The organism is Nesterenkonia sandarakina, assembly GCF_003003175.1.
GTDB lineage: Bacteria > Actinomycetota > Actinomycetes > Actinomycetales > Micrococcaceae > Nesterenkonia > Nesterenkonia sandarakina_A.
Map to the genome: position 1 here is coordinate 234398 of NZ_PVTY01000002.1, position 10542 is coordinate 244939.

The following is a 10542-nucleotide window of genomic DNA, read 5'->3' on the forward strand; positions in this document are numbered from 1 at the left end:
AGCCGGAAATTCTGGGTGCTCCGTGACCGTGTGCGGCGCTGATCTGGTGCGGTGATCATGGGGCGAACCTGAGTCCGGAGGGGGAGGAGTTGAATCCGGCGTCGCGCAGCAGCTGTCCCAGCGGGTGGGTGAGGATCCGGTCACCGTTGACCCGCTCGACCGCGATCCGTCCGGTCTTGGCCGCACGCAGGGCGGGCACCAGCGCGCGCGAGATCAGGTCCATGGTGGACTCGTCCTCGGTGAACAGCAGCAGGGTCCGGCCGCCACGTTCCATGTAGAGCACCAGCTTCCCGCGGTAGAGCACGACCACGGCGCCGGCCTTGCGCCCGGGGCGGTGCGTGGAGCTCTCCAGTTCGGGCCAGTCCAGGGCCGCGCCGTAGGGATTGGCCGGATCGGTGGCGGCGAGCACCACCGCGGCGTCCTGCGTCTTCCTCGCGCGGGGGGCCCCGCCACCGGATTCGGCGCTGGCCTGTTCGGCGGCGTCTTCGAGGCGTTCGGAGATCCAGCGGAGCTGGTCGATGGTCGCGGAGGAGGTGAACTGGGCGGCGCCGAGCTGTTCGATGAAGTAGCCGCGCCGGATCTGTCCCGAGTCCTCCGCCGCGGAGAGCACCTTGTAGACCGCTGCGAAACCGCCCTTGGCGGAGGCTCCGAGTCCCGACTGCTGCTCGGACATCACCGAGCCGCGGGTGACCACCCCGTAGCGGTCCAGCAGGATCTCGGCGCGGGTGTGCGCCGCGACGGTGGGGTCCACGGAGCCGTGGGGGACCAGCTGCCAGCGGCCTCCGGCGCCGATGCCCGTGGGCCCGGAGGCCGAGCTGGCGCCGATCCGGGCGCGGTGTGATTCGGTGGCCCGGCGCAGCGCCATCCGGCGCGAGGTGTGCCGAGGCCGGGCCGGGGTGGGCTGCTTCTTGTGTGCCGTGGTCCCGGTGGACATGAACCGGCGCAGCGCGGCGAAGCTGTCGGGTGCGACCCGTCCGGCCCAGAACAGCTCCCAGAGCGCGTTCTTCGTGGTCTCCCGGGAGACGGTGAGGTCGGGGTCGAGCTGGTCGTGCAGCGCCTCGATGAACCAGGCGCCGCCGCGGGCCAGGACCTCGAGGATGGCGTCCTGCAGCGCGGTGGGGGTGAAGTCTTCGCCGTTGTTGCCGGGTCCGGCGCTGCCGGGCCGGTTCAGCAGGGCCTCAGCGTCTTCGCGGGGGTAGAACGCGAGCCAGCCGTCGTGTCCGCTGAGCGCGCCCTTGCCCACGGCGAGGAAGTCCCCGGCGGAGAGCAGCTCATCGAGCATCCCGGGGCGGTATTCGGGGATCCGGGCAGGAAGGATGTAGGACTCCCAGGCGCTGGCAGGTGCCGCCGCCCCGGAGAGCTGGGCCAGGGATTCCGCCACGGCGGAGACGCCCGAGGAGGAGGAGCCCTTGCCGCGTGCCGCCGTGATGCCCTGCCATTCGAGCAGGAACTGGGCGTAGGAGGGGGTGGGCACCGGTTCCACCTGGGCGCGCAGTGCCGCCAGGGACCGACGGCGGATCCTGCGCAGCATCTCGGCGTCGCAGTACTCCACGGTGCCGGGGCGGGCGTCGGAGGGGGTCACCCGGTCGGGACGGAACAGGCCCTCGACCACCCGGTGCTCGCGGACCAGTCTGCTCAGCGTGTCCACGACGACGGCGCGGCTGAGTCCCAGCTCGGCGGCCGCCTCCTCCACCAGGAACGGGCCGTGGGTGCGGGCATAGCGCCCGACGAGGTCTCCGAGCGGGTCCTCCACCGGGTCGAGGAAGGCGTAGGGGATGCCGACCGGGATGGGGGTCCCCAGGCCGTCGCGCAGCCGGGAGGCATCCTCGATCGCGGCATAGCGCTCCTCGATCTGGTCCTGCTCGCCGGCGCCGGACGTCGACGTGGGCCCCGGGGCGGTGCCGGCGCGCCACATCACCCGGAAGGCCCGCTGCTGTGAGACCAGGGCCTCGGCGTGGTCCTTGGCGGGTTCGCCCTCCTGGAGCCGTGCGGCCAGCTGGTCGGCGGTCAGCGGTCCGAGCAGGCGCAGCAGGTCCGCGACGCCCTCTTCCCCGCGCAGGTGCCGGGACGGGAGCAGCCGCTGGGCGTAGGCCTCGGAGTCGGCGATGATCGCGGCGTCGAGGAACTCGCGCAGCTCCACCCGCCCGAGCAGCTCACCGAGCAGGGCCGGGTCCACCGAGAGTGCGGCAGCGCGCCGCTCGGCCAGCGGGGAGTCTCCCTCGTAGAGGAACTGGGCGATGTAGCCGAAGAGGATCGACTGGGCGAAGGGAGAGGGCTTCGGGGTGGTGGTCTCCACGATCTTGAGCTTGCGCTGGGCGATGCTGCGCAGCAGCTCAAGCAGTGCGGGCATGTCGTAGACGTCCTGGAGGACCTCCCGCATCGCCTCCATGATGACCGGGAAGTCCGGGTAGCCGGATGCGACCTCCAGCAGCTGGGAGGACCGTTGGCGCTGCTGCCACAGCGGGGTGCGCTGGCCGGGGTTCTGCTTGGGCAGCAGCAGGGCCCGGGCCGCAGCTTCTCGGAACCGCCCCGCGAACAGCGCCGAGGAGCTCACCTGACCGGTGACCAGGTCCTCGAGCTCGTCCGGGTCGAACGCGAACAGCTCCGCGCCGGGCGGGTCCTCATCCATCATCGGCACGCGCAGCACGATCCCGTCGTCGCTGGCCATGGCCGAGCCGTCGAGGCCGAAGCGATCGTGCAGCCGCTCGCCCACCGCCAGCGCCCAGGGGGCATGGACCTGCAGCCCATAGGGGGAGAGCAGCACGATCCGCCAGTCTCCGAGTTCGTCCTTGGTCTGTTCCACCACCAGGGTGGTGTCGCTGGGAAGCACTCCGGCGGCGTCCTGCTGCTCGGTGAAGTAGCGCAGCAGGTTCTCCTGCGCCCAGGTGTCCATGCCCAGCGCCGTGAGCCGCTCGGCGGTGGGCTCGGCGGCGCCGGCGTGGACCTCCCGGGTGAACCGGCCCAGGGCCCGGCCGAGCTCGGCGGGGCGACCGAAGCCGTCTCCGCGCCAGAACGGCAGCGAGGCGGGCTGCCCGAAGGCCGGGACGACCAGCACCCGGTCGAAGGTGATCTCCTGGATCCGCCAGCTGGTGGCGCCCAGGGCGAAGACGTCACCCACCCGGGACTCGTAGACCATCTCCTCGTCGAGCTCACCGACCCGGCGGCCGCCGGAGCGGGCCGAGCCGGAGTCCTCCCCGCCGGCGAGATAGACCCCGAAGAGTCCGCGGTCTGGGATGGTGCCGCCAGAGGTGACCGCGATCCGCTGCGAGCCGGGGCGTCCGGTGATGGTGCCGGCGTCACGGTCCCAGATCACCCGGGGGCGCAGCTCGGCGAACCGGTCGGAGGGGTACTTCCCGGCGAGCAGGTCAAGGGTCGCCTCGTATGCCGAGCGCGGCAGGGTCGCGAAGGGCGCGCTGCGGCGCAGCGTCTCGAACCAGGACTCCACGTCCAGCGGGTCCATCGCAGCGGCGGCCACGGTCTGCTGGGCGAGGATGTCCAGCGGGTTGCGCGGGATGTGCAGCGCTTCGATCTGCCCGGCGAGCATCCGTTCGACGATGACGGCGGTGCTCACCAGGTCCCCGCGGTGCTTCGGGAAGAACCAGCCCACCGAGACCTCACCGACCTGGTGGCCGGCGCGCCCGATCCGCTGCAGCCCGGCGGAGACCGCGAAGGGGGCCTCCACCTGGATGACCAGGTCCACCGCGCCCATATCGATGCCGAGCTCGAGCGAGGAGGTGGCGACCACGCAGCGCAGCTGGCCCGACTTCAGCGCCTCCTCGGTGAGCTTGCGCTGTTCCTTCGAGACCGAACCGTGGTGTGACCGGGCCAGCGGGGCCGGCTCGCCGGTCTCGGGGTCGGCCGCGGCGTCGTCGTCGGAGGTGTTCTCCGGGACCGGGGACTGGCGTTCGGACCAGATCTCGTTGATCCGGCCGGTGAGCTTCTCCGCGAGCCGGCGCGAGTTCACGAACACGATGGTGGAGCGGTTCTCGGTGACCAGGTCCACGATCCGGTGCTCCACGTGGGGCCAGATGCTGGGCTGCAGCGGCTGGTCGCTGAGCAGGGGATCGCCGAGCAGCTGGTCATCCGCAGGAAGCGCATCGAGGGCGGAGTCGAGGGCTGAGGCGTCCGCGGAGACGGCCGGAGCCTCGGGGTCTGCTGTGCCGTTGGAGGCGGCGGGGATCAGGGTCGCACTCGCGGGCGCGTTGGCGCTGACCGGCGGCGCGGTGCTGGGGGAGGCGAGGTCCTCGACCGGCACCGAGACGGTGATGTCCCACTTCTTCTCCGACTTCGGCGCGACGATCTCCACCGTCGCCGAACCGCCGAGGAAGCGGGCGACCTCCTCGCGCGGCTCCACGGTCGCGGAGAGTCCGATCCGCTGGGCCGGGGACTCCAGCAGGTTGTTCAGCCGCTCCAGCGAGACCGCCAGGTGGGCGCCGCGCTTGGTCCCGGCCAGCGCGTGGACCTCATCGAGGATCACGGTCTTGATCCCGGCCAGGGTGCTGCGGGCCTGAGAGGTGAGCATCAGGTAGAGCGACTCGGGGGTGGTGATCAAGATCTGCGGGGGCTTGCGGACCAGGTCCCGACGCTCCTTGGGTGTGGAGTCACCGGTGCGCACTCCCACGGTGATCTCCGCCGGCTCCGCGGCGGCGCCCTCGGCGGCGAGCCGGCGGGCGGTGTGCGCGATGCCGACCAGCGGGCTGCGCAGGTTGCGTTCGATGTCCACGCCGAGCGCCTTCAGCGGGGAGATGTAGAGGACCGAGGTGCCCGCGGTGGGCTCGGCGAAGAGCCTGTCGATGGACCAGAGGAACGCCGAGAGCGTCTTGCCCGAACCGGTGGGCGCGACCACCAGCGCGTTCTTCCCCCGCGCGACGGCGTCCCAGGCGCCGGCCTGCGCGGCGGTCGGCTGCCCGAAGGATGCCTGGAACCAGCGCCGGGTCGGCTCGGTGAAAGGTTCCAGGGCGGTCATGGTCTTACTCTAGAGGCCGCCACGGACATGTCTTGACGCGTCTGGCCCCAGATCGGGTGGGCGGATTGCGGTGGAATGCGCGCTCGCCGGAGCCGTCATTTCGCCGCGAACTGCCCACGCGGTGGCAGAGCCCGAAGCATGGCGATCCCCGTCGGGTCAGGAGTAGCCTGAGCCTCGATCAGCGGGGCATCGACCACAGCCGGGTGATCCCCCGTGACAGACACCCCGGGAGATGCCATGTCCCTGGTCCGCGTGCACAACTTCTCGATCTCCCTCGACGGCTTCGGCGCCGGCGAGGGCCAGACGCTCGAGGCGCCCTTCGGTCACGCCGGGATGCGCCTGATGGAGTGGGCCTTCGAGACCAAGACCTTCCAAGAGATGGGGCTGCACGGCAAGACCAGGGGATCCCGCGGCGTCGATGAGGCGTTCGCCAGCCAGTGGGGGACCGGGATCGGCGCGGAGATCATGGGCCGGCACAAGTTCGGCCCACAGCGCGGCCCCTGGGAGGACGAGGAATGGCGGGGCTGGTGGGGTGAGAACCCGGTCTTCCATACCCCGGTGGTGGTGCTGACCCACCACCCGCGGCCGCTGCTCGAGATGGACGGCGGCACGACCTTCCACTTCGTGGACGCCGACCCGGTCTCCGCGCTGGCCCATGCCCGCGACCTCGCCGGAGGCCTGGACGTGCGGATCGGCGGCGGTGTCGCGACGCTGCGGCAGTTCCTCGAGGCTGATCTGGTCGACCTCATGCACCTGGTCCTGGTGCCGATCCTGCTGGGGCGCGGCGAACGGCTCTGGGACGGGCTCGAAGGCGTCGAAGGCCGCTTCGAGGTCGAAGCGACACCTTCACCGAGCGGAGTCGTGCACCTGGTCTTCACGCGGCGCACCGGCTGATCAGCTGCTCGACGTTCAGCAGTCGGCAGTCAGCGGCCGGCAGCTCAGCGGGCGAAGCGCAGGATGTCCTCGCGGCGCAGCGGCCGGTTGAACAGCGGCCCGTCGGGCTCCATGATCCGACCTGCGGCCAGCGCGCCGAGCGAGACCGGGTCGAAGCCCATCCGGACCAGCAGCCCCATGACCAGTCCACGGGCGGAGTCGTCGTTCCCGGCCACGGCCAGCGCTCGCCGCTGGGACAGGTCGGCGGCAGGCTGGGCGGCGTCGTCGATCTCGGAGTGGGCGATGTGATTCAGCGCCTTGACCACCCGGGCGGAGCCGAACCTGCCGGCCAGCGCCATCGAGGTGGGCAGCTGTTCGTCCACCGCCGCCTGCAGCCAGCCCGGGAGCAGCTCGTCCTGCCAGGTGTTGGTCGCGTCGATCAGCACGGTCCCGGCCACCCAGGCCGGGTCGACCTCATCGAGCTCCTCCTGCGGAACGGCGAGGATCACCACGCCGCTGGAGTCCCGCGCGCGTTCGGCGATGTCCGCACCCACCACCGGCGTCGCGCCAGGGGCGTAGATCTTCAGGTGATGCTGCAGCGCGCGGGGCGGTCGGGTGGAGGCGATGTCCACGGCGATGCCGGCGCGCAGCAGGGCCCGGGCGAAGGCGGTGCCGGCGCGGCCGGCGCCGAGGATCCCGACCACGGGCGTCACGGGGGCAGCAGGATCGGCGCCGGGCTCAGACATGGTGATAGGAGCGCCCGCCGGAGATCTCCTGGGCGCGGTAGACCTGTTCGGCCAGCAGCATCCGCACCAGCTGATGCGGGAACACGAGCTTGGACAGGGACCAGACGAAGTCGGCCCGGTGCTGCAGCTCATCGGTGACCCCATAGGCTCCGCCGATGATCACCACGACGTGCTGGCCCTTGTCGAAGCTGGCCTGGAGGTGCTCGGCCAGGCTGGTCGAGCTGATGTTCTTGCCGCGCTCATCGAGCAGGATGACATGGTCCTGGGGCTTGAGCGCGGCGAGGATCCGCTCGGACTCCTCCTGCCGGGCCGCGTCATGCTCGCGGGAGGAATGGGGGAGCAGCTTCCAGTCCAGGTCATAGGGCTTGCGCAGCCGCTTGGTGTAGCGCTCGATCCCCTCCACGGCCCATTTCTCGTGCTTCTTGCCGATGGCCAGGGCAGTGACGCTCATACGCTCGAGACTACCGGCAACCCTAGGATGGAGCCCATGCCTGCCCAGTTTCACGCCGCCCCGGTGGCCCAGATGGATCCCGTCACGCTCTACCGCATCCTGCAGCTGCGCACCGACACGTTCGTGGTCGAGCAGCAGTGCCCGTATCCGGAGCTCGACGGCCGGGACCTGGAGCCCGGTGCCGTGATGCTCTGGGCCGTCGGCGGTACGGCCGATCAGGAAGCCGACGACGCCGCGCCCACCGCCACGCTGCGGGTGCTCCAGGAGCCGGAGGGCTTCCGGATCGGACGTGTCGTGGCGAGCCCCGAGGTGCGGGGCACCGGTGTGGCGGGTGAGTTGATGCGTCGCGGGGTGGAGCTCTGCGTGGCGCAGTCCGCGGAGTCTCCCGTGGTCCTCGACGCGCAGGCGCCGCTCCAGGGCTGGTACGAGTCCTTCGGGTTCGCCCGGTCACGGGAGACGTTCATGGAAGACGGGATTCCCCACGTCCCGATGCGGCGAGGCTGACGCTCAGAAGCGACGGCGCACCCGGCCGGTCACCGTGGCGATGACGAAGATCGCCACCCAGGAGACCAGGTACCAGACGGGCGTCAGCTGCAGATCGGAGGGCGCGAGGTACATCCACGCGATGAGCGGGATGCCCATGATCGCGACCGCGCTCTGCCAGCCGGTCCAGAACTTCCCGCCGGACGCCCACTCGAGCACGGACGGATCCGCGGTGAACTCCTGCGCGCGCCCATGGTCACTGGACTTGGACTGTTTACCCATGTCAGCACGATAACGCCTCAGCCATTGGCCTCGCATCCAAAGCCGTCGCCATCGCCGTCCAGGCCATGGACGTCAACGCCGATGACCCTGACCGCGACGTCCAGATCGCCGCAGTTGATGTCCGGCGGGAAGACCGGGATGCAGGGCGTGTAGTTGGGATCGCAGTTCGCACCCTGCTGGCCCGGCGCGGGAGCCGGGGCTGGCGCGGGGGCTGGTGCCGGGGCCGGGGCAGGTTCAGGGGCGCAGGTCTGCAGCGCGGTGCCGTCGTCGGCGGCGATGTAGTCCGGTTCCCGGGTATGGAACCCATAGCCGTCCCGCGAGTCGTAGCGGGCAGTGGCGAGACCCTCCTCGATCAGGGTGATGCCGGCGTCGGTGCCGTCCACATCGACGTAGCGCAGGATCCTGTCGTAGCGGTCCGTGTCCTCGCCGTCGCGGGTCAGGGTGACGGTCTTGCCGAGCACCAGTTCACTCATCCGGGTGGAGGCGGTGTCGAAGTGGCATTCCCCGCGTTCTGGTGTGTCGATCCCGCTGACCCGCACGGTGTCCCCGGAGTCCAGCTCCACGGTGTCTCCGTCGATGATGCGCACCACGACCGCGGTGTGCTCGTTCGGATCGTCGGTCGGAGTCGGTGTGGGAGACGGTGTCGGGGTAGGTGTCGGGGTGGGTGAAGGGGTGGGCGAGGGTGTCGGGTTTGGTGTGGGCGTCGGGGTCGCCGAGGGCGTCTCCGATGCGGTCGGTTCCTCCGAGGGCTCTTCGGACTCTTCCGGTTCCTCTGACTCCTCGGGCTCCTCGACGACGAGCTCCTGCTCATCGGTCTCGGCGGCGCGCTCCTCAGCGGCCTCTGGATTCACCATGACGGCGATGACGGCCATGATCATCAGCAGCACGAACAGGGCGATCAGGCCACCACAGCCGAGGGTCGCGACACGCAGGACCACGGGCCAGCGCTTGAACCTCTGCCAGGCCGAGAGCTTCTGCGCGCCCATGCTCTGAGCGCCGTGGGGCAGGGGATATCGCCCCGGGGAGTGCTGAGACATCAAGGGAACCTCATCAAGTTCGAGTGACCGACTCGCGCGGGGTGCAGGAGTCTGTGCTCACAGTAGCCTGACCTGGACGCTCGATCTCGTCGCTCCAAGCGGGTGGGGCTAGTGTTCTGCCATGGAGTTTGAGATCCCCGAGAACTGCGGCAACTCACCGCGGATGCTGATCGTCGCTGAGCTGGCGCGAGCCTGGGGCGGTGAGGATCAGTCGCACCTTGACGAATGGTTGGAGGCGGAGGCCTCCTGGGACGTGCATCCGGGGGAGGTGGCACGGGGCTTCACGAAGCTGTGGCTGGAGAACGTGGTGACCCACGGCCGGGTCGGCTCTTGCGACGGCGTCGCGGTGCGCCCCGACGGATCCCGGGTCCGCTTCGCGCACTTCTTCGGATTTGCTTCGACGGCGAAGACCGCGCGGGTCCGCAGGGTCACCTCGTATGTGGTGCCTGCCGGGGCAGCTCTTTGATGGCCGCCCAGCCGAGCGGTGACTATCAAGGATTCATCGGATGGGTCCTCAGCCTCATGGATCGCTTCGGTGAGCCCGGAGTCGGCCTGGCGATCTTCCTGGAGAACTTCATCCCGCCGATCCCCTCCGAGGCGATCCTCCCCGGGGCAGGCTTCCTCGCATATGCCGGCCTGATGAGCCCGTGGGGTGCATGGCTCTGGGCGAACCTCGGCTCGCTGGTCGGCGCCGTGCTCTGGTATGCGGTGGGCGCCGCCCTGGGCGCGGAGCGCACGAGGGGCATCATGGACCGGCTCCCGCTGCTGAAGGTCGAGGACTTCGACAAGGCTGAACGTTGGTTCCATCGCTGGGGCCCGTGGGCGGTGCTCTTGGGGCGATGCGTGCCGATCGTGCGGTCCTTCATCTCGATCCCTGCCGGCATCACCCGGATGCGAGTGACGACGTTCCTGTTCTTCACCCTGATCGGGTCAGCGATCTGGAACGGCATCTGGATCGGCCTGGGGTTCGGTCTGGGTCCCACCATCGAACCGGTCCTCGAGGAGTGGAGCGGGGTGCTCTCGAACATCGTGGTGGCGCTCGCGGTCCTCGCGGTGCTGATCTTCGTGGTGCAGCGGCTGCGGACGGTGCGGCGCCGAGGGTCGGCCTGAGGGCTCCTGCGCCTGTGGTCGATTCGACCCGTCCGGGGCGGCCCCGGGAGGTCTGGGGGATGCAGAAAACCCCGCTGACTGCATGACTGCAGATCAACGGGGTTCTCATTCGGCGGTGACGGTGGTGTTGAGTCTCAATACATCGTCAACATATGTCTCGAAACATCGGAAACACCTGAGGCGCCGATGATGATGCATGAGCGCGCGCAGGCAGATCATTCAGGCAGTGACCTCGGGCACCATGACTCAGGCCCAAGCAGCGAGGGCCTACGGGGTCTCTCGATCCTGGGTTTCCAAACTATTGAGACAGTGGGCCAGAGAAGGCGACGACGCGTTCTATCCCGGATCCCGTCGACCGAGATCTCACCCCGCCCAGACCCCACCGGCGGTGGTCACCTCGATCAAGGACCTGCGCAGGTCCTTGACCTCCCAGGGCCTGGACGCTGGACCGGCCACTATCAGAGACCACCTGCGCAAGACCATGCCGGAGTCCCAGGTGCCTTCCCGGGCGAGCATCGCGCGGATCCTGGCCCGGCAGAACCTGGTGGCCCCCGCGCCGAAGAAGCGCCCGAAATCCTCACTCATCAGGTTTGA

10 protein-coding genes are annotated in these 10542 nt (G+C 69.9%); 5 read left to right on the top strand and 5 right to left on the bottom strand.

What is annotated here, in order from left to right; all coding sequences use genetic code 11:
• Window positions 1-55: 55 nt before the first annotated feature.
• Window positions 56-4966, bottom strand: a complete 4911-nt coding sequence (locus tag BCL67_RS02650; RefSeq protein ID WP_106121906.1) for a DNA glycosylase AlkZ-like family protein — start codon at window positions 4964-4966, stop codon at window positions 56-58.
• A gap of 237 nt (window positions 4967-5203) precedes the next feature.
• Here BCL67_RS02650 and BCL67_RS02655 point away from each other — a divergent pair, with 237 nt between their 5' ends.
• On the top strand, window positions 5204-5860 hold the full coding sequence (locus BCL67_RS02655; RefSeq protein ID WP_106121907.1) for a dihydrofolate reductase family protein: 657 nt from the start codon (window positions 5204-5206) through the stop codon (window positions 5858-5860).
• A gap of 44 nt (window positions 5861-5904) precedes the next feature.
• Here BCL67_RS02655 and BCL67_RS02660 read toward each other — a convergent pair whose 3' ends face one another.
• A complete protein-coding gene (locus tag BCL67_RS02660) occupies window positions 5905-6585 on the bottom strand; it encodes an NADPH-dependent F420 reductase (RefSeq protein ID WP_106121908.1) in 681 nt (226 codons plus the stop codon).
• On the bottom strand, window positions 6578-7036 hold the full coding sequence (locus tag BCL67_RS02665; protein ID WP_106121909.1) for a 23S rRNA (pseudouridine(1915)-N(3))-methyltransferase RlmH: 459 nt from the start codon (window positions 7034-7036) through the stop codon (window positions 6578-6580). The genes BCL67_RS02660 and BCL67_RS02665 overlap by 8 nt, the downstream gene beginning before the upstream one ends.
• A gap of 36 nt (window positions 7037-7072) precedes the next feature.
• Here BCL67_RS02665 and BCL67_RS02670 point away from each other — a divergent pair, with 36 nt between their 5' ends.
• Window positions 7073-7540 carry a GNAT family N-acetyltransferase gene (locus tag BCL67_RS02670; RefSeq protein WP_106121910.1) on the top strand — a complete coding sequence of 156 codons (468 nt, stop codon included), beginning with the start codon at window positions 7073-7075 and terminating at the stop codon, window positions 7538-7540.
• Between the two features lie 3 nt (window positions 7541-7543).
• Here BCL67_RS02670 and BCL67_RS02675 read toward each other — a convergent pair whose 3' ends face one another.
• Together BCL67_RS02675 and BCL67_RS02680 are read right to left on the bottom strand one after the other, a co-directional pair.
• Window positions 7544-7801 carry a hypothetical protein gene (locus BCL67_RS02675; protein ID WP_106121911.1) on the bottom strand — a complete coding sequence of 86 codons (258 nt, stop codon included), beginning with the start codon at window positions 7799-7801 and terminating at the stop codon, window positions 7544-7546.
• A 17-nt stretch (window positions 7802-7818) separates the two neighbouring features.
• Entirely contained in the window at window positions 7819-8838 is a 1020-nt protein-coding gene (locus BCL67_RS02680) for a thermonuclease family protein (RefSeq protein ID WP_106121912.1), read from the bottom strand.
• A gap of 121 nt (window positions 8839-8959) precedes the next feature.
• Here BCL67_RS02680 and BCL67_RS02685 point away from each other — a divergent pair, with 121 nt between their 5' ends.
• The 3 genes from BCL67_RS02685 to BCL67_RS02695 form a co-directional block, all read left to right on the top strand.
• Window positions 8960-9304, top strand: a complete 345-nt coding sequence (locus BCL67_RS02685) for a hypothetical protein (RefSeq protein ID WP_106121913.1) — start codon at window positions 8960-8962, stop codon at window positions 9302-9304.
• A 56-nt stretch (window positions 9305-9360) separates the two neighbouring features.
• Window positions 9361-9948 (top strand): DedA family protein, encoded by a 588-nt coding sequence (locus BCL67_RS02690; protein ID WP_258174697.1) that lies wholly within the window; start codon window positions 9361-9363, stop codon window positions 9946-9948.
• A 196-nt stretch (window positions 9949-10144) separates the two neighbouring features.
• Window positions 10145-10542: helix-turn-helix domain-containing protein (locus tag BCL67_RS02695; RefSeq protein ID WP_146131060.1), on the top strand; the 398-nt coding region annotated here is incomplete at its 3' end.

Excerpts from the sequence above, each read along its gene's own strand:
- BCL67_RS02650 (WP_106121906.1), bottom strand. The coding sequence starts at position 4,966 with ATGACCGCCCTGGAACCTTTCACCGAGCCGACCCGGCGCTGGTTCCAG.
- BCL67_RS02655 (WP_106121907.1), top strand. The coding sequence starts at position 5,204 with ATGTCCCTGGTCCGCGTGCACAACTTCTCGATCTCCCTCGACGGCTTC.
- BCL67_RS02660 (WP_106121908.1), bottom strand. The coding sequence starts at position 6,585 with ATGTCTGAGCCCGGCGCCGATCCTGCTGCCCCCGTGACGCCCGTGGTC.
- BCL67_RS02665 (WP_106121909.1), bottom strand. The coding sequence starts at position 7,036 with ATGAGCGTCACTGCCCTGGCCATCGGCAAGAAGCACGAGAAATGGGCC.
- BCL67_RS02670 (WP_106121910.1), top strand. The coding sequence starts at position 7,073 with ATGCCTGCCCAGTTTCACGCCGCCCCGGTGGCCCAGATGGATCCCGTC.
- BCL67_RS02675 (WP_106121911.1), bottom strand. The coding sequence starts at position 7,801 with ATGGGTAAACAGTCCAAGTCCAGTGACCATGGGCGCGCGCAGGAGTTC.
- BCL67_RS02680 (WP_106121912.1), bottom strand. The coding sequence starts at position 8,838 with ATGTCTCAGCACTCCCCGGGGCGATATCCCCTGCCCCACGGCGCTCAG.
- BCL67_RS02685 (WP_106121913.1), top strand. The coding sequence starts at position 8,960 with ATGGAGTTTGAGATCCCCGAGAACTGCGGCAACTCACCGCGGATGCTG.
- BCL67_RS02690 (WP_258174697.1), top strand. The coding sequence starts at position 9,361 with ATGGATCGCTTCGGTGAGCCCGGAGTCGGCCTGGCGATCTTCCTGGAG.